The following is a 23,688-nucleotide window of genomic DNA, read 5'->3' on the forward strand; positions in this document are numbered from 1 at the left end:
GGGGTCCTCGGGATTCAGTGGGCGGCCGCAGCGGCGGGAGCGGCCTGCGCGGCCGGGCCGGGCAGGGCCGGCGTGACGGGGCCGACAAGGGCCTGGTCGAGGTCGGCCTGGGCGAGCCAGAAGTCGCGCAGCGCGTCCTGCGCCGCGCTGGTGGCCGCGACCTGCGCACGCGCATCGGCCAGCAGCTCGAAGACGCCAATCAGCATCGCGTTGTAGCGCAGCAGCTGCTCCTTGGAGATGCGCCGGGCCAGCGGCAGCAGCTCGTCGCGGTGCTGGCGGGCGACGTCGAAACTGCTGCGGTACAGGCCGTAGGCCTCGCGCGCTTCCGAGCGCGCCTGGATGGCGGCGTCGGCCGCCGTGTGCGAGGCCTCGCGTGCGAGCGCCTGCGCCTTGGGCAGCGGGCCGGGGCCGAACAGCGGCAGCTCCAGCGCGACCTCCCAGCCGCGCTGTGTCGGCATCTCGTTGGACGCGTTGCGCACCGTGCCCAGCTCCAGCATCGATACCCAGCGCGTGGTGCTCGCCACGTCCAGTTGGCGCGCGGCGCGCTCCAGCGACAGGCGCGCGGCCTGCACGTCCAGCCGCTGGGTCAGCGCCAGCTGTTCGACATCGGCCTGCTCGCGCGGCGCGGTGGGCAACTCGGGCAGCCGTTCGGGCAGCCGCAGCGCGGTGCCGTTTTCCAGGCCCAGCAGCCGCACGAGGCGTTCGCGGGCTGCCAGGCGCTGCGCCTGGGCGCGCGCCAGCATCAGCCGCGCCTCGGACTCGAAGGCCTGCTCGCGGGCCCGCGCCAGCGTGTTGAAGTTGCCGGCGGCCTGCATGCGCCTGGCCAGCTCGGCGCCGGCCTCGGCGGCATCCAACACCTGGCGGCGAGATGTCAGCGCCTCTTCGGCGGCGACCGCGCGCACCCAGGCACGGCGCGTGTCGGCGGCCAGCGCCAGCACGTCGGCGGCGGCCTGGCGCTGCTCGGCCTGCAGCCGCTGCTGTTCGGCCACGCGCACCAGCGGCAGCGTCAGCAGCCGGGCCAGGTCGATGTGCCAGCCGCGCTCCAGCTCGACCTCGCTGCCGCGCGTCAGCCGGCTGAAGCGAAAGCCCGGGTTGGGCAGGCGGCCTGCCTCGGCCACGTCGGCGGCCGTCACGCCCAGTCGGGCGAGGCGGGCCTGCAATGCGCGGTTGTTCTGCAGCGCGAGTTGCACGGCGGCGTCCGCCGCGAGTGGCTCGCGCAGGGCCTCAGCGAGTTGCCCGGGCGAGGGCAGGGTGGCGGCCAGGGGTTGGCCGGTGTGCGGCTGCGTGAGTTGGGAGATGGGCGTCAGCGCATCGGGCGGCGTGGTGGCGCAGCCCGTCAGCGCGGCCAGCAGCGCGAGCCCGCTGGCGCGTGAGGGAAAACGGAAATGCATGCAGGCCTCTCGGGGCGGTGCGAAGACACACCCGCCGCGCACGTCAGGCGGCGGATATAGCGGCAGTGCGCAGGCTCAGGCCCTGGGGGGCGGGTCGGGCAGCGGCGGCACGATGCCGGCCCAGCGCTCGGCGGGTGCCTGGGCGACGCGTTCGGCCGGCGTGGCGGAGGGGGTGTTCAACACCAGCACCGGCGGTGGCGCGGCGGCCAGGCAGCAGGGCGCGCAGAGCTTGCACGGCTTGGCGCCGTGGTCGTGCACGTCGCCAGCCGGTGAGGCGTGGTGCGCGTGGCCCGCGTGCTGTTCCTGCACCGGCGGCATCGGCTCGCAACCCAGTTGCCCGGCCGCGAGCAGGCTGCGCAGCGGCAGCAGCACGAACAGCAGGCAGAGGACGACGCGGCGCATGGCGGGCACTGTACCCGGCCCCGGGGCGCTGGCGCGTGGGTCGCGGGTGGCCGTTGGGGCCGTGGTTAGACCAGGCCCTGCTTCGACGCCAGTACGGCGGCCTCGGCGCGGCTGGACACATTGAGCTTCTTGTAGATGCTCTTGATGTGGTCGTTGACGGTGAACCACTTGATGCCCATGAGGTTCGCGATCTCCTTGATCGTGAAGCCCTTGCTCAGGTAGGTCAGCACCTCGCTCTCGCGCGGCGTGAGGCGCTCCCATTCGGGCGGCGGGTCGAGCGCCACGCTGCGGCTGCTGGCGAACGGCGCGTGCGACGACGACAGCGAGCCGAAGCCGGAGTTCAGCGGCATGGTGCCGCTGTCGCTGGACGAGGCGGGGCGGAAGTGCGACAGCAGCCGGCGCGCGATGGCCGGCGACAGCGGCGGCTGGCCGCGCACGATGCGCTGCAGTTCTTCCACCAGCACCTCGAAGCGGTCTTCCTTCAACAGGTAGCCGTCGGCGCCGCATTGCAGGGCGGGAAACAGGTGGTCGTCGTCCGAGTACAGCGTCGTGACGATCTTGATCGCGGTCGAGCCGGTCAGCTCGGTCAGGAACTCCATGCCGTTGCCGTCCGGCAGCTCCAGGTCGACGAGGATGAGCTTGAAGCTGGCGTCGGGGCCGGTGCTGGCCATGCGGGCGACCTGGCGGCGCGCGTTCTCGAGGTCGCCGACCTCGGTGATCTCCATCGCATCACTGAAGCTCTCGCGCACCACGCGGCACAGGAAGCTGCGGGCGACGGGGTTGTCTTCGATGATGAGGACTTTGACGGTCATGGCGCGGGTGAAGCTTCGTCTGCGGATTCGACGGTCGAATGTAGCGCAGCCAACCCCCAGTTCGTGGGCATGCCCCCCGGGGCGAGGCCCCCGTTTCAGGCTTCAAGCGTTGGTAAGAACTACCTTTCCGACGACTTCACGTGCGGCCATGCGTGCAAACGCGTCGGGCAGTTGTTCCATGGCGAGCACGCGGTCCAGCACCGGCTTGACCTTGCCGGCGGCATACCACGTGGCCAGCTCGCCCAGCATCTTGGCGTTGCGCCCGGGCTCGCGCTTGGCGAATTCGCCCCAGAACACGCCCACCAGCGACGCGCCCTTGAGCAGCGCCAGGTTCAGCGGCAGCGCGGGAATGGCGCCCTGCGCGAAACCGATGACCAGGTAGCGGCCGCGCCAGGCGATGGAGCGGAAGGCGGCCTCGGCCAGGTCGCCGCCGACGGGGTCGTAGATGACATCCGGGCCTTTGCCTTCGGTCAGCATCTTCAACTCGTCGCGCAGGTTCTGCGTGGCGTAGTTGATGGTCGCATCGGCGCCCAGCGCCTTGCAGGCCACGCACTTGGCATCGCTGCCCGCGGCGGCGATGACGCGTGCGCCGGCCGCCTTGGCGATCTGGATCGCCGCCGTGCCCACGCCACCCGCCGCGCCAAGGATCAGGACGGTCTCACCGGGCTGCAGCGCGCCGCGGTCCATCAGTGCGTGGTGGCTGGTGGCATAGGTGCAGATGAACGCGGCGGCATCCTCGAAGCTGAACGCGTCCGGCAGCGGCATCGCCAGCATGGCGGGAATGCAGACCTCGGTGGCGAAGCTGCCGAGGCCGCCGAAGGCCGCGACGCGCTGGCCCACGGCAAAGCCCTTGACGCCTTCGCCCACCTCGGTGACGACGCCCGAGAACTCCGTGCCAGGGATGAAGGGCAGGGGCGGCTTCATCTGGTACTTGTTCTGCACGATGAGCAGGTCCGGGAAGTTCAGGCTGGCGGCCTTGATGTCCACGCGGATCTGGCCGGCCGCTAGTGCCGGCGCCGGCAGCTCGCGCCATTGCAGCGCCTCGACGCCCACCGGGTTCTCGCAGAGCCATGCCTTCATCGTCGTCTCCTGTTTGATTCAGCGCGCGATGATAGAAATCAAGGTGGTTACACCCGGTCCCGCAGGTGACGCGCTCCCTACAATTGGCACCCATGCGCATCCTCATTTCCAACGACGACGGCTATCTCGCTCCCGGCCTCGCGGCCCTCGTGAAAGCCTGTGAAGGCCTGGGCGAGATCGACGTCATCGCCCCCGAGCAGAACGCCAGCGGCACCTCCAACTCGCTGACGCTGGGCCGGCCGCTGAACGTCTACCGGGCCGCCAACGGCTTCCGCTACGTGAACGGCACGCCGTCTGACGGCGTGCACCTGGCGCTGACCGGCCTGCTGGGCTACCGGCCTGACCTGGTGGTCTCGGGCATCAACAACGGCGCCAACATGGGCGACGACACGCTGTATTCCGGCACCGTGGCCGCTGCGACCGAGGGCTACCTGTTCGGCATCCCGTCCATCGCGTTCTCGCAGGCCGAAAAAGGCTGGGGCGACCTGGACGCCGCCGCCCGCGTGGCGCGCAGCCTCGTCGAGCAGGTCATCGCCGGGGGCTTGAGCCAGGCCTTCCTGCTGAACGTCAACATCCCCAACCGGCCCGATGCCGACACGCTGCCGCGCAAGATCACGCGGCTGGGCCGCCGCCACTCCAGCGAGGGCATCATCGAGCAGCTCAGCCCGCGCGGCGAGACCATCTACTGGATCGGCCCGGCCGGTGATGCCCGCGAAGCCGGCGAGGGCACGGACTTCCACGCCACGGCCAACGGCCAGGTGTCGATCACGCCGCTGCAGGTGGATCTGACGGAGCATTCGTCGCTGGGCAGCTGGGCCCAGCGCCTGGGCCTCTGAGCATGTCGTCTGGCGCCAAGCGCTTCCCTGCGAGCCTGAAGGCGGCCACGTCGCCGCAGCGCGAGCTGCTGATGCCGCAGCGCCACCTGCACCAGGCCACGGTGGACGCGGCGCGGCTGGCCCGGCCGAACGGCAAGACGACGGGCACGGGGCTGGACTCCGGCGCCGTGCGCCAGCGCATGGTGGCCCGGCTGCGTGCCGAGGGCAAGTTCGACGAGCGCGTGCTGGCCGCGATGGCGGCGGCGCCCCGGCACGAGTTCGTCGACAGCGCACTGGCGGCCCAGGCTTATGAAGACACGGCCCTGCCCATCGGCCACGGCCAGACCATCTCCAAACCGTCCGTCGTGGCCCACATGCTGGGCCTTCTGATGGCCGGCGCAGGGGCGCGCCGGCACGGGTCCCTCGGCCGCGTGCTGGAGATCGGCACGGGCTGCGGCTACCAGGCCGCCGTGCTCGCGCTGCTGGCGCGGCAGGTCACGTCCATCGAGCGCCTGCAAGGCCTGCACGACAAGGCCAAGCTCAACCTGCAGCGCGTCGCCTTGCCGCGGGCGCCGCGCCTGGTCTGGGGCGATGGCCGCGTCGGCCATGCGGCCAGCGGGCCGTTCGACAGCATCGTCGCGGCCGCCGGCGGCGAGGACATTCCGCATGCCTGGATGGAGCAACTCGCGCCGGGCGGCCGGCTTGTGGCGCCGACCGCCGCAGCCGGCCGCGGCCAGGTGCTGGTGGTGCTGGACCACGTCGTCGAGGGCGGCGTCGGCCGCTGGGTTCGCAGTGAGCACGAGGCCGTGCTCTTCGTCCCTCTAAAATCCGGCGTCGTCTGACCGGGCCGCCGGCGCACCGCGCCACACAATCAGGTTGGCCTTCCACGTGCCGTCACCCCACGATGCCCAAAAGCTTGCGTCTTCACTTCGTTGTCGTCACCACCTCGCTGCTGCTGAGTGCCTGCGGTACTTCGCTGCATCACGCGCCGGTCGAGGACCGCAACCCGCAGCCAGCCAAGCCCGCGGCTTCGACGCCAGCGCCCGCCGCCTCCGAACCAACGCCCGAGGCCAAGTTGCCGCCAGGCGCGGAGAACGCCGGCAAGCCGGGCTATTACACCGTCAAGCCGGGTGACGCCTTGATCCGCATCGCGCTGGACTATGGCCAGAGCTGGCGCGACCTGGCCCGCTGGAACAGCCTCGACAACCCGAACCGCATCGAGGTCGGCCAGGTGCTGCGCGTCGTGCCGCCGTCGGCCGACGCGGGCGTGACCGCCAAGCCGATCACCAGTGCCGGCAAGGTCGAGCCCCGGCCTCTGGACGGCAAGCCGGACAGCAAGCCGCCCGTCGCGGCGGCGAGCGCGCCTGCGGCTGCGGCGTCGACTGCGGTGGCCGCAGCGCCCGCCGCGGTCACAGCGGACGAAGACACGCTGTCCTGGGGCTGGCCGGTGGCGCAGAGCGTCAGCGCCGGTTTCGACGAGCAGCGCAACAAGGGCCTGGACTTCGCCGGCAAACCGGGTGACCCGGTGCTGGCCGTCGCCGACGGGCGCGTCGTGTATGCCGGCTCGGGGTTGCGCGGCTACGGCAACTTGGTCATCATCAAGCACAACAACACCTACCTGACCGCTTACGCTCACAACCGGGCGATGCTGGTCGAGCAGGACCAAGTCGTCCGCAAGGGCCAGAGGATTGCCGAAATGGGTTCCACCGAGAGCGACACCGTGAAGCTGCACTTCGAGGTGCGCAAGCTGGGCAAGCCCGTCGATCCGGCCAAGCTGCTGCCGGCCCGCTGAGGACGGGCAACAGCCATCTACACCGGGCCAGCGACCACGTCATGAAACGCGCTGCGCCCAAGTCCAACGGCCATGACGGCGCGGTGCGGGCGCCCGGCGCCATGATGTCGGCGATGAATGGCGACGAGCCCGCGGCGGATCCGTCCAGCGGTGAGGACGAGGCCAAGGCGCTGCGCGGTGCGATCGCCGACGATGTCGAACTGGGCAATGCGCTGCAGGCCTACCTGCGTGACATCCGCCGCACGCCGCTGCTGACGCCGCAGCAGGAGTTCGACACGGCGCAGGCCGCGCGCGCGGGCGACTTCGACGCGCGGCAGGCCATGATCGAGCACAACCTGCGCCTGGTCGTCAGCATCGCCAAGAACTACCTGGGCCGCGGCCTGCCGATGAGTGACCTCATCGAGGAAGGCAACCTGGGTCTGATGCATGCCATCGGCAAGTTCGAGCCCGATCGGGGCTTCCGGTTCTCGACCTATTCGAGCTGGTGGATACGCCAGAGCATCGAGCGCGCGCTGATGCACCAGGCCCGCCTGGTGCGGCTGCCGGTGCACATCGTGCGTGAGCTCAACCAGGTGTTGAAGGCGCGTCGCGCGCTGGAGGCGCTGCAGAGCGCCCAGGGCACGGCCGGCCGTGTGCGCGCCGAAGACGTCGCGCAGGCGCTGGGTCGCCCGGTGGCTGAGGTGGCCGAGTTGCTGACCTATGCCGAGCTGCCGAGTTCGCTGGACTCGCCGGTGGACCGCGGCAGCGAGGGTGGCGAGTCCATGCTGGATCTCGTCGCTGACGAGCAGGCCGTCGACCCCATGGGCCTGCGCCTGTCGCATGAGGTCGAGGAACTGCTGCAGCACGGCCTGGCGAGCCTGAACGAGCGCGAACGCGAGGTGCTGTCGGGCCGCTACGGCCTGTCCGACCGCGAGCCCGAAACGCTGGACGTGCTGGCCATCCGCCTGAAGCTCACCCGTGAGCGCATCCGACAGATCCAGATCGAGGCGCTGGCGAAGTTGAAGCGCAACATGATGCGCCACGGTGTCGATCGGGACAGCCTCTTCTAGGCCGGCAGCGACTCCCCCGGATAATTGGGGGATGACTCAGACGACGGAATGGCTCAAGGTCGACTCGATCGAACTTGAAGCGCAAGGCGTGGCACACAACGCCGAGGGCAAGGTGGTGTTCATCGATGGCGCCTTGCCCGGTGAAATCGTGCAGGCGCAGATCTCGCGCCGCAAGAACAACTGGGAGCAGGGCACGCTCACCGCCATCAAGAAGGAAAGCCCGCTGCGCGTGACGCCGGGCTGCCCGCACTTCGGCCTGCATGCCGGCGCCTGCGGCGGCTGCAAGATGCAGCACCTGCACGCGGGCGCCCAGGTCGCGGTCAAGCAGCGGGTGGTGGAAGACCAGCTCTGGCATCTGGGCAAGGTCAAGCCCGAGGTGCTGCTGCGGCCCATCGAGGGCCCGGCCTGGGGCTACCGCTATCGCGCGCGCTTCTCGGTGCGCTACGTGCAGAAGAAGGGCGTGGTGCTGATCGGCTTTCACGAGCGCAAGAGCCGCTACGTGGCCGACATGCAGGTCTGCAAGGTCGTGCCCCAGGTCGTCAGCGACCTGTTGATGCCGATGCGTGCGCTGATCGCCGCCATGGCCGAGCGCGACCGCCTGCCGCAGATCGAACTGGCGATGGGCGACGAGGTCATCGCGCTGGTGCTGCGTCACCTCAACCCGCTGCCGGACGGCGACCTGGCGCTGCTGCGCGCATTCGCGGCCGAGCACGGCATCCAGTGGTGGCTGCAGGCCAAGGGGCCGGACACGGTGAAGCTGCTCGACGAAGGCGGGCCGGAGCTGGCCTACACGCTGCCGGAATTCGGCATCCGCATGCCGTTCAAGCCGACGGACTTCACGCAGGTGAACCCGCACATCAACGCGTCGCTGGTGGGCCGCGCGCTGCGCCTGCTGGCGGTGCAACCGGATGAGCGCGTCATCGACTGGTTCTGCGGCCTGGGCAACTTCACGCTGCCGCTGGCGCGCCAGGCGCGCGAGGTGCTGGGCATCGAGGGCAGCGAGACGCTGGTGCAGCGCTCGCGCGAGAACGCCCAGGCCAATGGCCTGGCGCACAAGACGAGCTTCGTGGCGCGCAACCTGTTCGAGATGACGCCAGAGTTGCTGGCGCTGGACGGCACGGCCGACCGCTGGCTGATCGACCCGCCGCGCGAGGGCGCCTTTGCGCTGGCCAAGGCGGTGGCCGACATCGCCCAGGACCCGTCGCTGGCGCCGGGGTGGGTGCCGCCGAAGCGCATCGTCTACGTGAGCTGCAACCCGGCGACGCTGGCGCGCGACGCGGGCCTGCTGGTCAACGTGGCCGGCTACCGGTGCACGGCGGCCAGTGCGGTGAACATGTTCCCGCACACCGCGCACGTCGAAAGCATTGCGGTGTTTGACCGCAATGCTTCGGAGTAGGCTCATATCGCATAGCGATGTGATGCCGGAACTGAAGCATCGCCGGCTTCGAGCGCGCACAAAAAAGGAGCCTGCGTCAGCAGGCTCCTTCATCGAGCGACTGCCACGGAACCGGCTTTGCCGGGCCGTTGGCAGTGCCCCCTTGACGGGCAGGCGCGTCAGCGCCTTCAGGGGTGAGTCGTCAGTCGCGGTCGCCGCCGAAGATGCCCAGCAGCGACAGCAGGCTCTGGAACACGTTGTAGATGTCCAGGTAGATCGCCAGCGTGGCGCTGATGTAGTTGGTCTCGCCGCCGTCGATGACGCGCTTGATGTCGTACAGCATGAAGGCAGAGAACACGGCCAGCACCAGCACCAGGATCGTCAGCATCAGCGCCGACGACTGCAGGAAGACGTTGGCGATGCCGGCCACCATGAGGATGACCGCGCCGACCATCAGGAACTTGCCCATGGACGACAGGTCGCGCTTGATGACGGTGGCCAGCGTTGCCATCGTGAAGAAGATCGCGGCGGTGCCGCCGAAAGCCGTCATGACCAGCGACGTGCCGTTCCTGAAGCCAAGCACGTGCCCGACCAGGCGCGACAGCATCAAGCCCATGAAGAACGTGAAGGCGAGCAGCGCCACAACGCCGGTGGCGCTGTCCTTGGTCTTCTCGACGACGAACATGAGGCCGAACGCGCCGACGAAGAACACCAGCATGCTCATGCCGGGGCTCATCAGCTGGAACAGGCCGGTGGCGACGCCGATCCACGCGCCCAGCACGGTCGGCACGAGAGAAAGGGCCAGCAGCCAGTAGGTATTGCGCAGCACGCGCTGGCGGTCGGCCGCCAGGCCTGCGTTGGCATAACCGTATTGGGTTTGCACGGTGTCGTTCATTGACGAGCCTCCAGGAACAAAAAGTAAAGCAAGGTAAACCGAGCGCCATTCTATGGCGCTGCTTGGGGGCTACATTGAGGCCTTGACCCTGGAAATCAAGCCATGAAACAACAAGCTTTACTCGAACTCGACGACGTCAAACGCATCGCGGCGGCAGCCGAAGCCCATGCCCGCCAGCACGGCTGGGCCGTCACCATCGCCATCGCCGATGCCGGTGGCCACCTGCTGTGGCTGCAGCGCCTGGATGGTGCCGCCGCCATCTCCGCGCAGATCGCGCCGGCCAAGGCCCACACGGCCGCGCTGGGGCGGCGCGAGTCCAAGGTCTACGAGGACATCATCAACCAGGGGCGCACGTCGTTCCTGAGCGCGCCGGGCCTGCGAGGCATGCTCGAAGGCGGCGTGCCCATCCTGGTGGACGGCCAGTGCGTGGGTGCGGTGGGTGTCAGCGGCGTCAAGTCCACCGAGGACGCGGAGATCGCCCGCGCTGGCATCGCGGCGCTTTGAGGCCTCGCGCCGGGCTCACGAAGGCTCCGTACTAACCCTGGTCGGCTATACTCGATAGGTTTACCCGAATCCACCTGCTGCCCGGCGCGAACCCTCCTCGGTTTCCTCAAATTGGCCTGTCGTTGCCGACGGGCTGATGCTGGGCACGCGCCCCACTTGCGGAGACTTTCGTGCTGGCTGACCTGCTTCATCCCCCTCAAGCAATCTTGGCGTTGGCGGATGGGACGGTGTTCCGAGGCCAGTCCATCGGCGCCACGGGTCAGACCGTCGGCGAGGTGGTGTTCAACACCGCCTTGTCCGGCTATCAGGAAATCCTGACCGACCCCAGCTACTGCCGGCAGATCGTCACGCTGACGTATCCGCACATCGGCAGCTACGGCGTCAACGACGAAGACGTCGAAGCCTCCAAGGTGTTTGCGGCCGGCCTGGTCATCAAGGACCTGCCGCTGCGCGCGTCCAACTTCCGTTCCAGCCGCAGCCTTGACCAGTACCTGCGTGACGAGGGTACCGTGGCCATCGCGGGTCTCGACACGCGCCGCCTGACCCGACTGCTGCGCACGCACGGCGCGCAGAACGGCTGCATCCTGGCGCTGCCCGCAGGTGAAGCGCTGACGCAGGTGCATATCGACGCGGCCGTCGGTGCCGCCAAGGCTGCTCCTTCAATGTCCGGTCTCGATCTGGCCCAGGTCGTCAGCCGCTCCGACAGCGAGGTCTGGACGCAGACCGAATGGAACCTCGGCAGCGGCTACGGCACGCAGACCAGCCCGCGCTTTCACGTCGTCGCCTATGACTTCGGCGTCAAGCTCAACATCCTGCGCATGCTGGCCGAGCGCGGCTGCAAGGTCACGGTGGTGCCGGCGCAGACGCCCGCCAGCGCCGTGTTCGACCTGGAGCCGGACGGCGTGTTCCTGTCCAACGGCCCCGGCGACCCGGAGCCCTGCGACTACGCCATCAAGGCCACGGCCCAGCTCATCGAGTCCGGCATCCCGGTGTTCGGCATCTGCCTGGGCCACCAGATCCTCGCGCTGGCCTCGGGCGCGAAGACCTTCAAGATGAAGTTCGGCCATCACGGTGCCAACCACCCGGTGAAGGACCTGGACAACGGTCGGGTCTGCATCACGAGCCAGAACCACGGCTTTGCGGTCGACCCCGACACGCTGCCCGCCCACCTGCGCGCCACGCACGTGAGCCTGTTCGACGGCACGCTGCAGGGCATCGCCCGCACCGACAAGCCGGCCTTCAGCTTCCAGGGCCACCCGGAAGCCAGCCCCGGTCCGCACGACATCGCTTATCTGTTCGACCGTTTCGTGTCCCTGATGAACAAGTCCTGAAGGAGGCCTTCGCATGTTCGGCATCACCGACCTCGGCACCTTCCTCGCAGCGGCGGTCTTCATCATCCTGCTGCCCGGGCCCAACTCGATCTACGTGCTGTCCGTCGCGGCGCAGCGCGGCGTGCGCACGGGCTACGGCGCGGCGTGCGGCGTGTTCGTGGGCGACACGGTGCTGATGACGGCGGCGGCTGCCGGCGGCGCGTCGCTGCTGATGGCCAGCCCGCAGATCTTCTTCGTCGTGAAGATGGTGGGCGCGGCCTACCTCGGCTGGATCGGCCTGCAACTGCTGCGCGGCGCGGTGCGCACGTGGCGCGGCGAGGCCGGCACGAGCGAGGCGCCGCGCGTCGTCGATGCGAGCCAGCCGTTCAGGAAGGCACTGGTCGTCAGCCTGCTGAACCCCAAGGCCATCGCCTTCCTGCTGTCCTTCTTCATCCAGTTCGTCGACCCGGCCTACCCGCGCCCGGCGCTGACCTTCCTAATCCTGGGTTCCATCATCCAGGGCTTGAGCTTCATCTATCTGTCGACGCTGATCTTTGCCGGCGCCCGCCTGGCCGCCGCCTTTCGCGCGCGCCGCCGGCTGTCCAGCACGGCCAGCGCCAGCGTTGGCGCACTTTTTGTCGGGTTCGGGGCCAAGCTCGCAACCGCCACCCTTTAAGCAGAACCGCAGACCGCCATGCCGAAACGTACAGACCTCAAGACCATCCTCATCATCGGCGCGGGCCCGATCATCATCGGCCAGGCCTGCGAGTTCGACTACTCCGGCGCCCAGGCCTGCAAGGCGTTGCGCGAAGAGGGCTACAAGGTCGTCCTCGTCAACAGCAACCCGGCAACGATCATGACGGACCCGGACACCGCGGACGTCACCTACATCGAGCCCATCACCTGGCAGGTCGTCGAGAAGATCATCGCCAAAGAGCGGCCCGACGCGGTGCTGCCGACCATGGGCGGCCAGACCGCGCTGAACTGCGCGCTGGACCTGCACAAGCATGGCGTGCTGGCCAAGTACAACGTCGAGATGATCGGTGCCAACGAGCACGCCATCGAGAAGGCCGAGGACCGGCTGAAGTTCAAGGACGCGATGACCAAGATCGGCCTGGGATCGGCCCGGTCCGGCATCGCGCATTCGCTCGAAGAGGCCTGGGGGGTGCAGAAGCGCATCCACGCCGAGATCGGCGGCGCGGGCTTCCCCATGGTCATCCGCCCAAGCTTCACGCTGGGCGGCTCGGGCGGCGGCATCGCCTACAACCCGGAAGAATTCGAGACCATCTGCAAGCGCGGCCTGGACCTGTCGCCGACCAACGAACTGCTCATCGAGGAGAGCCTGATCGGCTGGAAGGAATACGAGATGGAGGTCGTCCGCGACAAGGCGGACAACTGCATCATCGTCTGCTCCATCGAGAACCTGGATCCGATGGGCATCCACACCGGTGACTCCATCACCGTCGCGCCGAGCCAGACGCTGTCCGACAAGGAATACCAGCTGCTGCGCAACGCCAGCATCGCCATCCTGCGCGAGATCGGCGTGGACACCGGCGGCTCCAACGTGCAGTTCTCCATCAACCCGAAGGACGGCCGCATGGTCGTCATCGAGATGAACCCGCGCGTGTCGCGCTCATCCGCCCTGGCCTCCAAGGCCACCGGCTTCCCCATCGCCAAGATCGCCGCCAAGCTGGCCGTGGGCTACACGCTGGACGAGCTGAAGAACGACATCACCGGTGGCATCACGCCAGCGTCCTTCGAGCCCAGCATCGACTACGTCGTCACCAAGATCCCGCGCTTCGCGTTCGAGAAGTTCCCGATGGCCGATTCGCGCCTGACGACGCAGATGAAGTCGGTCGGCGAGGTCATGGCCATGGGCCGCACCTTCCAGGAGTCGTTCCAGAAGGCGCTGCGCGGCCTGGAGACCGGCATCGACGGCCTGACCGAGCGTTCGACCGACCGCGAGGACATCGTGCAGGAGATCGGCGAGGCCGGCCCCGAGCGCATCCTGTTCGTGGCCGACGCGTTCCGCATCGGCATGAGCCTGGACGAGATCCACGAAGAGACCGCCATCGACCCGTGGTTCCTGGCGCAGATCGAGCAGCTGATCCAGATCGAACAGGCCATCCAGGGCCGTGCGGTCGAATCGCTCAGCGAGGCTGAACTGCGCCTGCTGAAGACCAAGGGCTTCTCCGACAAGCGCCTGGCCAAGCTGCTGGGCACCCACCAGCACGCGGTGCGCGAGCGCCGCCATGCGTTGAACGTGCGCCCCGTCTACAAGCGCGTGGACACCTGCGCGGCCGAGTTCGCCACGCAGACCGCCTACATGTACTCGACTTACGAGGGCGAGGGCGCCGAATGCGAGGCCGCGCCGACCGACAAGAAGAAGATCATGGTGCTGGGCGGTGGCCCCAACCGCATCGGCCAGGGCATCGAGTTCGACTACTGCTGCGTGCATGCCGCGCTCGCGATGCGCGAGGACGGCTACGAGACGCTGATGGTCAACTGCAATCCCGAGACCGTCTCGACCGACTACGACACGTCCGACCGCCTGTACTTCGAGCCCGTCACGCTGGAAGACGTGCTGGAGATCGTCGACAAGGAAAAGCCGGTCGGCGTCATCGTGCAGTACGGCGGCCAGACGCCGCTCAAGCTCGCGCTGGACCTGGAGCGTGCCGGCGTGCCCATCATCGGCACGACGCCCGACTCCATCGACATCGCCGAGGACCGCGAGCGTTTCCAGAAGCTGCTGCATGAACTCGGCCTGCGCCAGCCGCCCAACCGCACCGCGCGCACCGAAGAAGCGGCGGTGCAACTGGCCAACGAGATCGGCTACCCGCTGGTCGTGCGCCCGAGCTACGTGCTGGGCGGCCGTGCGATGGAGATCGTGCATGGCGACAAGGACCTGGAGCGCTACATGCGCGAGGCCGTGCGCGTCAGCGAGAAGTCACCGGTGCTGCTGGACCGCTTCCTGGAGGATGCTGTCGAGGTCGATGTGGACTGCATCGCCGACAGCACGGGCGACGTGATGATCGGCGGCATCATGGAACACATCGAGGCGGCCGGCATCCATTCCGGCGACTCGGCCTGCTCGCTGCCGCCCTACACGCTGGCTGCCGACCTGCAGGACGAGCTGCGCCGCCAGACGGCCGCGATGGCCAAGGCGCTGAAGGTCGTCGGCCTGATGAACGTGCAGTTTGCCATCCAGGGCGACGTGACGGCCGGCCTCGCCGCCTGCACGGTCTATGTGCTCGAAGTGAACCCGCGGGCGTCGCGCACCGTGCCCTATGTGTCCAAGGCCACCGGCCAGCAGCTCGCCAAGATCGCCGCGCGTTGCATGGCCGGCCAGAAGCTGGTGGACCAGCGCGACCGCAAGGGCCGCGTGCCGGCCGAGGTCATTCCGCCGTACTTCAGCGTCAAGGAAGCCGTCTTCCCGTTCAACAAGTTCCCGGGTGTGGACCCCATCCTCAGCCCCGAGATGCGCTCGACCGGCGAGGTCATGGGTTTCGCCAAGACCTTCGGCGAGGCGATGCTGAAGAGCCAGATCGGCGCCGGCTCGCGCCTGCCGCGTCAGGGCAATGTGCTGGTCACGGTGAAGAACAACGACAAGGCCCGCGCCATCGTCATCGCCAAGGATCTGCACGCGCTGGGCTTCGGCATCGTGGCCACCCGGGGCACGGCCGCGGCCATCACGGAAGCCGGGGTCCCCGTCAAGCTGATCAACAAGATCAAGGATGGCCGCCCTCACATCGTCGATGCCCTCAAGGGCGGCGACATCCAGCTCGTCTTCACGACGGTGGACGAGACCCGCACCGCCATTGCCGACAGCCGCTACATCCGCCAGGCGTCGTTGGCCAACCGCGTGACCTACTACACGACCATGGCCGGCTGCGAGGCGGCGGTGGAAGGCATGAAACATCGTGACGGGCTGACCGTGCAATCCCTGCAGGAACTGCACGCCGAGCTGACTTAAAATCTTTGCTCATTGATTCCGCCGCCGCAGCTCGGGAACGCCCGGGCCGCAGCGGCGGAACTCTTTTTGCCATCGAGTTTTGACATGACGACCATTCCCCTGACCAAGCGCGGCGCTGAGGCGCTCAAGGCCGAGCTGCACCGGCTCAAGACCGTCGAACGTCACGCCGTCGTCCAGGCGATCGCGGAGGCGCGCGCCCAGGGCGACCTGAGCGAGAACGCCGAGTACGACGCGGCCAAGGACAAGCAGGGCTTCATCGAAGGCCGCATCCTGGAGATCGAAGGCAAGCTGGCCGCCGCCCAGATCATCGATCCATCGACGCTGGACGCCGGTGGCCGCGTGGTCTTCGGCGCGACCGTGGACCTGGAAGAAGAAGCCAGCGGCACCGAGGTGACCTACCAGATCACCGGCGACGACGAGGCCGACATCAAGCAGGGCCGCATCTCCATCGGCTCGCCCATCGCGCGTGCGTTGATCGGCAAGGAAGCCGGCGACGTCGCCGAGGTGCAGGCGCCCGGCGGCATCAAGCGCTACGAGATTGTCGAAGTTCGCTACGAGTGATGTTCTCGCGCCTTCAGACGCTGCTGGCCGCCCTGTGGGGCGGCTTTTTGCTGTGTGTGGCCTTCGCGGCGGCGCCCAGCGCCTTCGCGGTCCTGGAGCGCGCCCAGGCGGGCCTGTTCGTCGGGCGGCTGTTCGCGGTGGAGGCGCAGGTCAGCCTGGCCGCCGCGCTGATCCTGATCCTGCTGGAGCGCCGCCTGGCGCGTGACGCGGCCGAGGCCGGCGCTGCCGGCCCCGTGTTCTCGGCGGCGTTGCTGCTGCCGGCCGTGGCACTGTTCTGCACCATCGCGGGCTATTACGGCCTGCAGCCGCTGATGGCGAATGCGCGGGCCGGTACCGGCGTGGCGTCTTTCGCGGCGCTGCACGGCGCCTCGCTGGTGTTCTTCGGCGTGAAGGGCCTGGCGGTCCTGGCCCTGGCCTGGATCAGTCAGCGGCGCGCTTCTTGACGCTGGTGGTCACCGCGCGCTTTTTCACGCGCTTGATCTCGCCGCCCTGGGTCACGCGCTCGTTGCCCATGACCTTGACCTTGTTGATCTGCGGGCGGCCGTTGCCGCTCTTGGAGAACTTGACGATCTTGACCACGCGCGGGCCGGGCATGACGCCTTCGCGCTCGGCCTTGGGCTTCTCCGGGATGGGGCGCCACAGCACCAGCAGCTTGCCGATGTGCTGGATGGGCGCCGCGTTCAGTTCGTCGCAGAGCTGGACGAACATCGCCTCGCGGGCCGCGCGATCATCGCCGAGCACGCGGACCTTGATGAGGCCGTGCGAATTCAGCGCCAGGTCGGTTTCCTTCACCACGGCGGGCGTCAGGCCCTCGCCACCGATCATCACGACCGGGTCGAGATGGTGGGCATCGGCACGCTTGTCCTTGCGCTGGGCGGGAGTCAAATTGATTTGAGGCATCCCCGTATTATCCCGTGGGCATGAAAACTCAAACCAAAAGCAAGAAGCTCAACAAGGCGTGGCTGAACAACCACGTCAGCGACCCCTATGTGCAGCAGGCGCAGAAGGACGGCTACCGCTCCCGCGCCGCCTACAAGCTCAAGGAAATCGACGAGGAACTGAAGCTGATCCGCCCAGGCCAGGTGGTGGTCGACCTGGGGGCCACGCCGGGCGCCTGGAGCCAGTACCTGCGCCGCCGGTTCGCGCCGAAGGAAGCGGGTCAGGGCGGTGCGGCGGTGGGTCAGCTCAATGGCACCATCATTGCGCTGGACCTGCTGGATTTCGAGCCCATCGAGGGCGTGCAGTTCATCCAGGGGGACTTCCAGGATGAAGCGGTCTACGCCCAGCTGGAGGCCACGCTGGCGGGGCGGCCGGTGGACGTGGTGGTGTCCGACATGGCACCGAATATGTCGGGCATTGCCGCCACCGATGCCGCCCGCATCTCCAACCTGGTTGAGCTGGCGGTGGATTTCGCTGGCCAGCACCTCAAACCCGAAGGCGCGCTGGTGGCCAAAGTCTTTCATGGCAGCGGCTACAACGAGCTGGTGGCGTTGTTCCGGGCCCGTTTCAAGGCGGTCAAAGCCGTCAAACCCAAGGCCTCCCGCATCCGCTCTTCCGAGAATTTCTTGGTCGGAATCGGTTTGAAACCCCGCTGATGTCAGGGGCCACCCTCTTGCGTCAACTAAAATCGCCCCCACTGTCCTGAGCCTGAACGTGGCTATCGGGGCCAAGGAGTCGTTGTGAACAATCAGTGGTTTTCGAAATTCGCCGTCTGGATCGTGATCGCCCTGGTGCTGTTCACGGTCGTCAAACAGTTCGGCGGAGCGACGGCACCCGGCAAGCAGATCGGTTATTCCGAGTTCCTTGACCAGGTCCAGGCGCGGCGCATCAAGCAGGTCACGCTGACCGAAGGCGGCGCCAGCGGCGCCGAGATCCTCGCCGAGACCACCGACGGCGACAAGCTGCGCGTCACGGCCACCTACCTGGACCGCGGCCTGATCGGCGACCTGCGCAACAACGGCATCAAGTTCGATGTGAAGCCGCGCGAGGAGCAGAGCTTCCTGCTCAGCATGCTGATCAACTGGGCGCCCATGCTGCTGCTTATCGGCGTTTGGGTCTACTTCATGCGTCAGATGCAGGGCGGCGGCAAGGGCGGGGCGTTCAGCTTCGGCAAGTCCAAGGCGCGCATGCTGGACGAAGCCAGCAACACCGTGACCTTCGCGGACGTCGCCGGCTGCGACGAGGCCAAGGAAGAGGTCAAGGAGCTGGTCGACTTCCTGAAGGACCCGCAGAAGTTCCAGAAGCTGGGCGGCCGCATCCCGCGTGGCGTGCTGCTGGTCGGCCCTCCCGGTACCGGCAAGACGCTGTTGGCCAAGTCCATCGCCGGCGAGGCCAAGGTGCCGTTCTTCACGATCTCGGGCTCCGATTTCGTCGAGATGTTCGTCGGCGTCGGCGCGGCCCGTGTGCGCGACATGTTCGAGCAGGCCAAGAAGAGCGCGCCCTGCATCATCTTCATCGACGAAATCGATGCGGTCGGCCGTCATCGTGGCGCGGGCCTGGGCGGCGGCAACGACGAGCGCGAGCAGACGCTGAACCAGATGCTGGTCGAGATGGACGGCTTCGAGACCAACCTCGGCGTCATCGTCATCGCGGCCACCAACCGGCCGGACATCCTGGACCCGGCGCTGCTGCGCCCGGGCCGCTTCGACCGCCAGGTCTACGTGACGCTGCCGGACATCCGCGGCCGCGAGCAGATCCTGAACGTGCACATGCGCAAGGTGCCCATTGGCCAGGACGTCAACGCGTCCATCCTGGCCCGCGGCACGCCCGGCATGAGCGGCGCGGACCTGGCCAACCTCGTCAACGAGGCGGCGCTGTTCGCGGCGCGGCGCGGCGGTCGCCTTGTCGAGATGATCGACTTCGAGCGTGCCAAGGACAAGCTCTACATGGGCCCCGAGCGCAAGAGCATGGTCATGACCGAGGACGAGAAGCGAGCCACCGCGTATCACGAGTCCGGCCATGCCGTCGTGGCCGAGTTGCTGCCGGGCACCGACCCGGTCCACAAGGTCACCATCATGCCGCGCGGCCGTGCGCTGGGCGTGACCTGGCAGTTGCCCGAACGTGACCAGCACAGCCTGTACTTCAAGCAGATGCTCAACAGCATCAGCATCATGTTCGGTGGCCGCATTGCCGAGGACTTGTTCGTCCACGACATCTCCACGGGTGCCTCCAACGACTACGAGCGTGCCACCCGCATGGCGCGCGACATGGTCACGCGCTACGGCATGAGCGACCTGCTGGGCCCGATGGTCTATGCCGAGAACGAGGGCGAAGTGTTCCTCGGCCGCAGCATGACCAAGACGACCAACATCAGCGAGAGCACGCAGCAGAAGGTCGACGGCGAAATCCGCCGCATCCTCGACGAGCAGTACGCCGTGGCGCAGAAGATCCTGGAAGACAACCGCGACAAGGTCGAGACCATGACCGCGGCGCTGATGAAGTGGGAAACCATCGACCGCGACCAGATCCTGGACATCATGGCCGGCCGCCCGCCGCGCGAGCCGGGTGGCACGACGCCGCCGACGCCCAGCAACGGCCCGTCCGGCGGCACGCCCGCAGTCAGCACCGATGGCGCCCCCGCCGCGGCCTGATCCCACGACACCACGACCGTCACGAAACGGGCCCGCTGACACCGGGCCCGTTTTTCATTTGAAGCACCCATGCACTGGCAGACCCGCCGTTTCCGCATCGACCTGAGCCGCCCGCGCGTGATGGGCATCGTCAACGTGACGCCGGACTCCTTCTCGGACGGCGGCCGGCACGACGACACCCGCGCAGGCATCGCGCACTGCGAGCGCCTGGTGGCCGAGGGCGCCGACCTGCTGGACATCGGCGGCGAATCGACGCGCCCCGGCGCACCGCGCGTGGACGCCACGTCCGAGTGGACCCGCATCGCTGACGTGCTGGCGGCCGCGTTGACGCTGGGCGTGCCGGTGTCGGTGGACACCTACAAGCCCGAGGTCATGCGCCGTGCGCTCGATGCCGGCGCCGACATCGTCAACGACGTGCAGGCCTTGCAGTTGCCGGGCGCCCTGCAGGCCGTGGCCGGCAGCGGCGCGGGCGTGTGCCTGATGCACATGCGCGGCGAGCCGGCGTCGATGATGGACCTGGCGCAGTACGACGACGTCGTGGCCGACGTGGCGGCGTTTCTGCGCGGGCGTGCCGATGCCGCGCGGGCTGCCGGCATCCCGGCGGAGTGCATCGCGCTGGACCCGGGCTATGGCTTCGCGAAGACCGCGCAGCACAACCTTAGGCTGCTGGCCGGGCAGCGGGCGCTGGCGGCGCTGGGCCGTCCGCTGCTGGTCGGCTGGTCGCGCAAGCGCACGCTGGGCGAGATCACCGGGCGCGCCGTGGGCGAGCGCCTGCCGGCCAGCCTGGCGGCGGCGCTGAGGGCCGTGAGCGCCGGTGCGCACGTGCTGCGCGTGCACGATGTCGCGGCAACGGTGGACGCGCTCAAGGTGTGGGCCGCGGTCGATGCGGCGACAATCCGGCACTAGGGTTTTCAATGATCTGTGGAGGAAGCGCTCGATGAGCCGCAAGCATTTCGGAACCGACGGCATTCGAGGCACCGTGGGCCAGGCCCCGATCACGCCCGACTTCATGCTGCGCCTGGGCCATGCGGTCGGCCGCGTGCTGCGCAAGACGACCCAGCGCCCGACGGTGCTGATCGGCAAGGACACGCGCATCTCCGGCTACATGATCGAGTCGGCGCTGGAAGCCGGCTTCGCCTCCGCGGGTGTCAACGTGCTGCTGACCGGGCCGCTGCCCACGCCGGGCGTCGCCTACCTGACCCGCGCGTTGCGGCTGGACCTGGGCGTCGTCATCAGCGCCTCGCACAACGCCTTCCAGGACAACGGCATCAAGTTCTTCTCGGCCAAGGGCGAGAAGCTGCCGGACGCCTGGGAGCTGGCCGTCGAGGCCGCGCTGGACGAGGCGCCGCAGTGGGTGGACTCGGCGAGCCTGGGCCGCGCCAAGCGGCTGGAGGACGCGCGCGGCCGCTACATCGAGTTCTGCAAGAACAGCTTCGGCTCGGACCTGACGCTCAAGGGCCTGAAGATCGTCGTCGATGCCGCGCACGGTGCGGCCTACCACGTGGCGCCGGACGTCTTCCATGAGCTGGGCGCCGAGGTCATTTCCATCGGCTGCAAGCCGGACGGCTTCAACATCAACGCCGGCTTCGGCGCGACGGCGCCCGGCGCGCTGGTCGAGGCCGTCAAGGCCAACGGCGCCGACTATGGCGTCGCGCTGGACGGCGACGCCGACCGGCTGCAACTGGTCGACGCCCAGGGGCGCCTGTACAACGGCGACGAGCTGCTCTACGTGATGGTGGCCGACCGCCTGGCGCAAGGCCTGCGCGTGCCCGGCGCCGTGGGCACGCTGATGACCAACATGGCGGTCGAGCTGGCGCTGCGCTCGCGGGACGTCGAGTTCGTGCGCGCCAAGGTCGGCGACCGCTACGTGCTCGAAGAGCTGGCCGCGCGCGGCTGGCAGCTCGGCGGCGAGGGCTCGGGCCACCTGTTGGCGCTGGACAAGCACACCACCGGCGACGGCATCGTCAGCGCGCTGCTGGTGCTGCAGGCCGTCTGCCGCAGCGGTCGCAGCCTGGCGGAGCAGCTCCACGGCGTGGACCTGTTCCCGCAGACGCTCATCAACGTCCGGCTGCAGGCCGGCCAGGACTGGAAGACCAGCACTCGGCTGGCCGAGGAACAGGTGGCCGTGACGGCCGAGCTGGGCGACCGCGGCCGCGTGCTGATCCGTGCGTCGGGCACCGAGCCGCTGCTGCGCGTGATGGTGGAGGCGTCGGATGCCGCGCTGGCGCAGCGCTGCGCGCAGCGGCTGGTGGATGCCGTGGCCGTCTGACGTTTCGCTGGCCGGTGCAAAAGGCCGCCCTCGGGCGGCCTTCGCTTTTGGTGCCGCAGCGGCTTACTTCTTGGGCGGCATCAGCACGCGGTCGACGACGTGCGCCACGCCGTTCGTCGCCAGGATGTCGGTTTGCTGCACGACGGCGTCGTCCACGGTGACGAAGCTGCCCGCCTTGGCCAGCGCCACGCTGGCGCCCTGGCGGGTCTTGGCGGCGCCCGGCTTCACGTCGGCGGCGGTCACCTGGCCTTCGACGATGTGATACCCCAGCACGGCCTTGAGCTGGGCCGGGTCGGCCACCAGCGCCTCCATCGTCTTGGCAGGCACGGCCTTGAAGGCGTCGTCGCTGGGGGCGAAGACGGTGAACGGGCCGGCGGCGCGCAGCGTGTCGGTCAGGCCGGCCTGGGCCACCAGGCGGTTGAAGGTGCTCAGTTGCGGCTCGCGAGCGAGCGTCTCGGCCAGCGGAGCCGGGGTGGGCGTGGTGGCGCAGGCGGCGAGCAGGGCGCTGGCGGCCAGTGCGATCAGGGAAGTGCGGCGGATCATTCGAGGGCTCCGGTTGGGGTCAGAAACAACTGGCCGGCACTGTAGGAGCGCCATATGACGATCGCGTGAAGCTCAAATGACGTTGTCATAAAGTGCCCCGGGTGGCTTCACACGGGCCAGTTCGCGCGCTCCAATGCGACGGTGATCCCCAAGGGAGTCACCGAGCCGTCACATTCGATCCCTAGGATGCCGGACATCGTCAAAACCGCTCTGCGGAAGGTACACAGATGAACTTTGTCCACGTCAGCAAGTCGCTCGCGATCGTCGCCACCCTTTCCGGTGCCCATGTGGCCTTTGCCCAGGACGTGACCGGTGCTGGCGCCACCTTCCCCGCGCCGATCTACGCCAAGTGGGCCGATGCCTACAACAAGGCCACCGGCGCCCGCATCAACTACCAGTCGGTCGGCTCCGGCGCCGGCATCCGCCAGATCAAGGCCAAGACGGTCGACTTCGGCGCGTCGGACATGCCGCTGAAGGACGACGAGCTGGCCAAGGACGGCCTGGTGCAGTTCCCGACCGTCATCGGCGGCGTCGTGCCCGTCGTCAACATCAAGGGCATCGCCCCGGGGCAGATCAAGCTGACCGGCACCGTGCTGGCCGACATCTACCTGGGCAAGATCACGAAGTGGAATGACGCGGCCCTGACCGCGCTGAACCCCGGCGTGCCGCTGCCTGACGCCGCCATCGCCCCCGTCGCCCGCGCAGACGGCTCCGGCACGACGTTCATCTTCACGAACTACCTGTCCAAGGTCAGCGAGTCGTGGAAGACCCAGGTCGGCGAAGGCACGACGGTCAAGTGGCTGGCCGGCACGGCCGGCAAGGGCAACGAGGGCGTCGCCGCCTTCGTGCAGCGCCTGCCCAACTCCATCGGCTACGTCGAGTACGCCTATGTGAAGCAGAACAAGATGACGTACGTGCAGCTGAAGAACAAGGATGGCCAGTGGGTCAACCCGAGCGACGACGCCTTCAAGGCCGCCGCGGCCGGTGCCGACTGGAACAAGACCTTCTACCAGATCACGACCGACCAGCCGGGCAAGGCCGCGTGGCCGCTGACCAACCCGACCTACATCCTGATGTTCAAGTCGCAGGACAAGGCCGCCAACGCGTCCGCCGCGCTGAAGTTCTTCGAGTGGGCCTACGCCAACGGCGACAAGATGGCCGACGAGTTGGACTACGTGCCGCTGCCCGCCGCCGTCAAGGACCTGGTGCGCAAGCAGTGGGGCGAGATCAAGGACACGTCCGGCAAGGCCATCGCGTTCAAGTGACGCGAAGGTGCTGAGCAGGCCCGGCGCAGCCGGGCTTTGCCGTATCCAACGCACGGTTCATC

23 protein-coding genes are annotated in these 23,688 nt (G+C 68.3%); 16 read left to right on the top strand and 7 right to left on the bottom strand.

Going from position 1 to position 23,688, the window contains the following annotated elements:
* Positions 1-14: 14 nt before the first annotated feature.
* The 4 genes from ACO07H_RS10145 to ACO07H_RS10160 form a co-directional block, all read right to left on the bottom strand.
* Positions 15-1,391 carry a TolC family protein gene (locus ACO07H_RS10145; protein ID WP_422013673.1) on the bottom strand — a complete coding sequence of 459 codons (1,377 nt, stop codon included), beginning with the start codon at positions 1,389-1,391 and terminating at the stop codon, positions 15-17.
* Between the two features lie 75 nt (positions 1,392-1,466).
* Positions 1,467-1,793: a hypothetical protein gene (locus tag ACO07H_RS10150; protein ID WP_422013675.1), complete on the bottom strand. Its 327-nt coding sequence runs from the start codon at positions 1,791-1,793 to the stop codon at positions 1,467-1,469.
* A gap of 65 nt (positions 1,794-1,858) precedes the next feature.
* Positions 1,859-2,605 carry a LuxR C-terminal-related transcriptional regulator gene (locus ACO07H_RS10155; protein ID WP_422013677.1) on the bottom strand — a complete coding sequence of 249 codons (747 nt, stop codon included), beginning with the start codon at positions 2,603-2,605 and terminating at the stop codon, positions 1,859-1,861.
* Positions 2,606-2,707: 102 nt separating this feature from the next.
* Entirely contained in the window at positions 2,708-3,685 is a 978-nt protein-coding gene (locus ACO07H_RS10160; RefSeq protein ID WP_422013679.1) for an NADPH:quinone oxidoreductase family protein, read from the bottom strand.
* Positions 3,686-3,777: 92 nt separating this feature from the next.
* Between ACO07H_RS10160 and surE the strand changes: the two genes are divergently transcribed.
* The 5 genes from surE to rlmD all read left to right on the top strand — a co-directional run bounded on the left by surE (position 3,778) and on the right by rlmD (position 8,737).
* The gene (gene surE, locus ACO07H_RS10165; protein ID WP_422013681.1) at positions 3,778-4,521 is read left to right on the top strand and encodes a 5'/3'-nucleotidase SurE; all 744 of its coding nucleotides are present in this window, start codon (positions 3,778-3,780) and stop codon (positions 4,519-4,521) included.
* Positions 4,522-4,523: 2 nt separating this feature from the next.
* Complete coding sequence (locus ACO07H_RS10170) at positions 4,524-5,342, top strand: protein-L-isoaspartate(D-aspartate) O-methyltransferase (protein WP_422013683.1); 819 nt, start codon at positions 4,524-4,526, stop codon at positions 5,340-5,342.
* 62 nt (positions 5,343-5,404) lie between these two features.
* Positions 5,405-6,292 (top strand): peptidoglycan DD-metalloendopeptidase family protein, encoded by an 888-nt coding sequence (locus ACO07H_RS10175; RefSeq protein ID WP_422013685.1) that lies wholly within the window; start codon positions 5,405-5,407, stop codon positions 6,290-6,292.
* Positions 6,293-6,333: 41 nt separating this feature from the next.
* Positions 6,334-7,341, top strand: a complete 1,008-nt coding sequence (rpoS, locus tag ACO07H_RS10180; RefSeq protein ID WP_422013687.1) for an RNA polymerase sigma factor RpoS — start codon at positions 6,334-6,336, stop codon at positions 7,339-7,341.
* A gap of 31 nt (positions 7,342-7,372) precedes the next feature.
* Entirely contained in the window at positions 7,373-8,737 is a 1,365-nt protein-coding gene (rlmD, locus tag ACO07H_RS10185) for a 23S rRNA (uracil(1939)-C(5))-methyltransferase RlmD (RefSeq protein ID WP_422013689.1), read from the top strand.
* A gap of 181 nt (positions 8,738-8,918) precedes the next feature.
* Here the strand turns inward: rlmD and ACO07H_RS10190 are convergent, their stop codons facing one another.
* Positions 8,919-9,611, bottom strand: coding sequence for a Bax inhibitor-1/YccA family protein (locus ACO07H_RS10190; protein ID WP_422013691.1), 693 nt, complete (start codon positions 9,609-9,611; stop codon positions 8,919-8,921).
* A gap of 102 nt (positions 9,612-9,713) precedes the next feature.
* Here ACO07H_RS10190 and ACO07H_RS10195 point away from each other — a divergent pair, with 102 nt between their 5' ends.
* The 6 genes from ACO07H_RS10195 (at position 9,714) to ACO07H_RS10220 (ending at position 16,402) form a co-directional block, all read left to right on the top strand.
* The gene (locus ACO07H_RS10195; protein WP_422013693.1) at positions 9,714-10,115 is read left to right on the top strand and encodes a GlcG/HbpS family heme-binding protein; all 402 of its coding nucleotides are present in this window, start codon (positions 9,714-9,716) and stop codon (positions 10,113-10,115) included.
* A 170-nt stretch (positions 10,116-10,285) separates the two neighbouring features.
* On the top strand, positions 10,286-11,446 hold the full coding sequence (gene carA / locus ACO07H_RS10200; RefSeq protein ID WP_422013695.1) for a glutamine-hydrolyzing carbamoyl-phosphate synthase small subunit: 1,161 nt from the start codon (positions 10,286-10,288) through the stop codon (positions 11,444-11,446).
* 13 nt (positions 11,447-11,459) lie between these two features.
* Positions 11,460-12,101, top strand: coding sequence for a leucine efflux protein LeuE (gene leuE, locus ACO07H_RS10205; protein ID WP_422013697.1), 642 nt, complete (start codon positions 11,460-11,462; stop codon positions 12,099-12,101).
* A gap of 18 nt (positions 12,102-12,119) precedes the next feature.
* The gene (gene carB / locus ACO07H_RS10210; RefSeq protein ID WP_422013699.1) at positions 12,120-15,398 is read left to right on the top strand and encodes a carbamoyl-phosphate synthase large subunit; all 3,279 of its coding nucleotides are present in this window, start codon (positions 12,120-12,122) and stop codon (positions 15,396-15,398) included.
* An 84-nt stretch (positions 15,399-15,482) separates the two neighbouring features.
* On the top strand, positions 15,483-15,959 hold the full coding sequence (gene greA, locus ACO07H_RS10215) for a transcription elongation factor GreA (RefSeq protein ID WP_422013701.1): 477 nt from the start codon (positions 15,483-15,485) through the stop codon (positions 15,957-15,959).
* Positions 15,959-16,402: a DUF4149 domain-containing protein gene (locus ACO07H_RS10220; protein WP_422013703.1), complete on the top strand. Its 444-nt coding sequence runs from the start codon at positions 15,959-15,961 to the stop codon at positions 16,400-16,402. Before greA ends, ACO07H_RS10220 begins: the two co-directional genes overlap by 1 nt.
* Here the strand turns inward: ACO07H_RS10220 and ACO07H_RS10225 are convergent.
* Positions 16,380-16,859 carry a YhbY family RNA-binding protein gene (locus ACO07H_RS10225; RefSeq protein WP_422013705.1) on the bottom strand — a complete coding sequence of 160 codons (480 nt, stop codon included), beginning with the start codon at positions 16,857-16,859 and terminating at the stop codon, positions 16,380-16,382. The genes ACO07H_RS10220 and ACO07H_RS10225 overlap by 23 nt on opposite strands.
* A gap of 20 nt (positions 16,860-16,879) precedes the next feature.
* On the opposite strand from ACO07H_RS10225, the gene ACO07H_RS10230 reads away from it, so the two are divergent.
* The 4 genes from ACO07H_RS10230 (at position 16,880) to glmM (ending at position 21,818) form a co-directional block, all read left to right on the top strand.
* On the top strand, positions 16,880-17,554 hold the full coding sequence (locus ACO07H_RS10230; RefSeq protein ID WP_422018625.1) for an RlmE family RNA methyltransferase: 675 nt from the start codon (positions 16,880-16,882) through the stop codon (positions 17,552-17,554).
* Positions 17,555-17,638: 84 nt separating this feature from the next.
* Entirely contained in the window at positions 17,639-19,549 is a 1,911-nt protein-coding gene (gene ftsH / locus ACO07H_RS10235) for an ATP-dependent zinc metalloprotease FtsH (protein WP_422013707.1), read from the top strand.
* 69 nt (positions 19,550-19,618) lie between these two features.
* A complete protein-coding gene (gene folP, locus ACO07H_RS10240) occupies positions 19,619-20,455 on the top strand; it encodes a dihydropteroate synthase (protein ID WP_422013709.1) in 837 nt (278 codons plus the stop codon).
* 31 nt (positions 20,456-20,486) lie between these two features.
* Positions 20,487-21,818, top strand: a complete 1,332-nt coding sequence (gene glmM / locus ACO07H_RS10245) for a phosphoglucosamine mutase (RefSeq protein ID WP_422013711.1) — start codon at positions 20,487-20,489, stop codon at positions 21,816-21,818.
* Between the two features lie 63 nt (positions 21,819-21,881).
* Here the strand turns inward: glmM and ACO07H_RS10250 are convergent, their stop codons facing one another.
* The gene (locus ACO07H_RS10250) at positions 21,882-22,361 is read right to left on the bottom strand and encodes a fasciclin domain-containing protein (protein WP_422013713.1); all 480 of its coding nucleotides are present in this window, start codon (positions 22,359-22,361) and stop codon (positions 21,882-21,884) included.
* A gap of 227 nt (positions 22,362-22,588) precedes the next feature.
* Between ACO07H_RS10250 and pstS the strand changes: the two genes are divergently transcribed.
* On the top strand, positions 22,589-23,626 hold the full coding sequence (gene pstS / locus ACO07H_RS10255; protein ID WP_422013715.1) for a phosphate ABC transporter substrate-binding protein PstS: 1,038 nt from the start codon (positions 22,589-22,591) through the stop codon (positions 23,624-23,626).
* Positions 23,627-23,688 lie beyond the last annotated feature (62 nt).

Origin of the sequence: Roseateles sp. (assembly GCF_965229315.1) — a bacterium.
Classification (GTDB): Bacteria; Pseudomonadota; Gammaproteobacteria; order Burkholderiales; family Burkholderiaceae_C; genus Pelomonas.

Excerpts from the sequence above, each read along its gene's own strand:
- ACO07H_RS10160 (WP_422013679.1), bottom strand. The coding sequence starts at position 3,685 with ATGAAGGCATGGCTCTGCGAGAACCCGGTGGGCGTCGAGGCGCTGCAA.
- glmM (WP_422013711.1), top strand. The coding sequence starts at position 20,487 with ATGAGCCGCAAGCATTTCGGAACCGACGGCATTCGAGGCACCGTGGGC.
- leuE (WP_422013697.1), top strand. The coding sequence starts at position 11,460 with ATGTTCGGCATCACCGACCTCGGCACCTTCCTCGCAGCGGCGGTCTTC.
- rpoS (WP_422013687.1), top strand. The coding sequence starts at position 6,334 with ATGAAACGCGCTGCGCCCAAGTCCAACGGCCATGACGGCGCGGTGCGG.
- ACO07H_RS10220 (WP_422013703.1), top strand. The coding sequence starts at position 15,959 with ATGTTCTCGCGCCTTCAGACGCTGCTGGCCGCCCTGTGGGGCGGCTTT.
- surE (WP_422013681.1), top strand. The coding sequence starts at position 3,778 with ATGCGCATCCTCATTTCCAACGACGACGGCTATCTCGCTCCCGGCCTC.
- ACO07H_RS10250 (WP_422013713.1), bottom strand. The coding sequence starts at position 22,361 with ATGATCCGCCGCACTTCCCTGATCGCACTGGCCGCCAGCGCCCTGCTC.
- ACO07H_RS10155 (WP_422013677.1), bottom strand. The coding sequence starts at position 2,605 with ATGACCGTCAAAGTCCTCATCATCGAAGACAACCCCGTCGCCCGCAGC.
- ACO07H_RS10195 (WP_422013693.1), top strand. The coding sequence starts at position 9,714 with ATGAAACAACAAGCTTTACTCGAACTCGACGACGTCAAACGCATCGCG.
- ACO07H_RS10175 (WP_422013685.1), top strand. The coding sequence starts at position 5,405 with ATGCCCAAAAGCTTGCGTCTTCACTTCGTTGTCGTCACCACCTCGCTG.
- pstS (WP_422013715.1), top strand. The coding sequence starts at position 22,589 with ATGAACTTTGTCCACGTCAGCAAGTCGCTCGCGATCGTCGCCACCCTT.
- ACO07H_RS10145 (WP_422013673.1), bottom strand. The coding sequence starts at position 1,391 with ATGCATTTCCGTTTTCCCTCACGCGCCAGCGGGCTCGCGCTGCTGGCC.
- greA (WP_422013701.1), top strand. The coding sequence starts at position 15,483 with ATGACGACCATTCCCCTGACCAAGCGCGGCGCTGAGGCGCTCAAGGCC.
- ACO07H_RS10225 (WP_422013705.1), bottom strand. The coding sequence starts at position 16,859 with ATGCCTCAAATCAATTTGACTCCCGCCCAGCGCAAGGACAAGCGTGCC.
- ACO07H_RS10150 (WP_422013675.1), bottom strand. The coding sequence starts at position 1,793 with ATGCGCCGCGTCGTCCTCTGCCTGCTGTTCGTGCTGCTGCCGCTGCGC.
- ACO07H_RS10190 (WP_422013691.1), bottom strand. The coding sequence starts at position 9,611 with ATGAACGACACCGTGCAAACCCAATACGGTTATGCCAACGCAGGCCTG.
- ACO07H_RS10230 (WP_422018625.1), top strand. The coding sequence starts at position 16,880 with ATGAAAACTCAAACCAAAAGCAAGAAGCTCAACAAGGCGTGGCTGAAC.
- rlmD (WP_422013689.1), top strand. The coding sequence starts at position 7,373 with ATGACTCAGACGACGGAATGGCTCAAGGTCGACTCGATCGAACTTGAA.
- ACO07H_RS10170 (WP_422013683.1), top strand. The coding sequence starts at position 4,524 with ATGTCGTCTGGCGCCAAGCGCTTCCCTGCGAGCCTGAAGGCGGCCACG.
- carB (WP_422013699.1), top strand. The coding sequence starts at position 12,120 with ATGCCGAAACGTACAGACCTCAAGACCATCCTCATCATCGGCGCGGGC.
- folP (WP_422013709.1), top strand. The coding sequence starts at position 19,619 with ATGCACTGGCAGACCCGCCGTTTCCGCATCGACCTGAGCCGCCCGCGC.